We start from the raw sequence: 515 nt of genomic DNA on the forward strand, positions 1-515 counted from the left end.
CCAGCCCGGGCGGGTGCCACCGGCGCCGCGCGGGGTGATCTGGAAACGGGAAGGCGATCGGTTGTTCATGGCAGTGGCCGGCACCCGTGAGTGAAGACGGGCGCTTCTGCTCCGTTCGAAACGACACGGCAGTGTAAACGACCCCCGGCCAGGGCGCCGGCAGGCCGGATCTGGCATTCACCGCGGCCATGCCCGATAGTTGGACCCTGCTCACAGTTTCCTCATGGACCGACGACCGTGACCGACGCCCATATCTTTGTCATCGGCATCCTGCTGGCCTGGCTGGCCGGCATCCGGGTGTATCTGACCGTGTTCGGCGTGGGCCTGGCCGGGCTGCTGGGCTGGGTCGAGCTGCCGCCGGCGCTGCAGGCCACGCAGTCCTGGTGGGTGCTGGGCACCTCCGGCGCACTGGCCGTCACCGAATTTTTCGCCGACAAGATTCCCGGTGTGGACTCGATCTGGGACCTGCTGCAGACCCTTGCCCGGGTGCCGGCCGGCGCCTTCCTCGCCGCGGC

The 515-nt window shown here is 68.7% G+C and carries 1 protein-coding gene; it reads left to right on the plus strand.

Annotated elements, in window-relative coordinates; all coding sequences use genetic code 11:
• Nucleotides 1–237 precede the first annotated feature (237 nt).
• Nucleotides 238–515 (plus strand): DUF4126 domain-containing protein (locus JCM9942_RS17905; RefSeq protein WP_157723104.1); only part of this gene is annotated, 278 nt, incomplete at its 3' end.

Source organism: Stenotrophomonas pictorum JCM 9942 (assembly GCF_001310775.1).
GTDB classification, from domain to species: domain Bacteria; phylum Pseudomonadota; class Gammaproteobacteria; order Xanthomonadales; family Xanthomonadaceae; genus Stenotrophomonas; species Stenotrophomonas pictorum.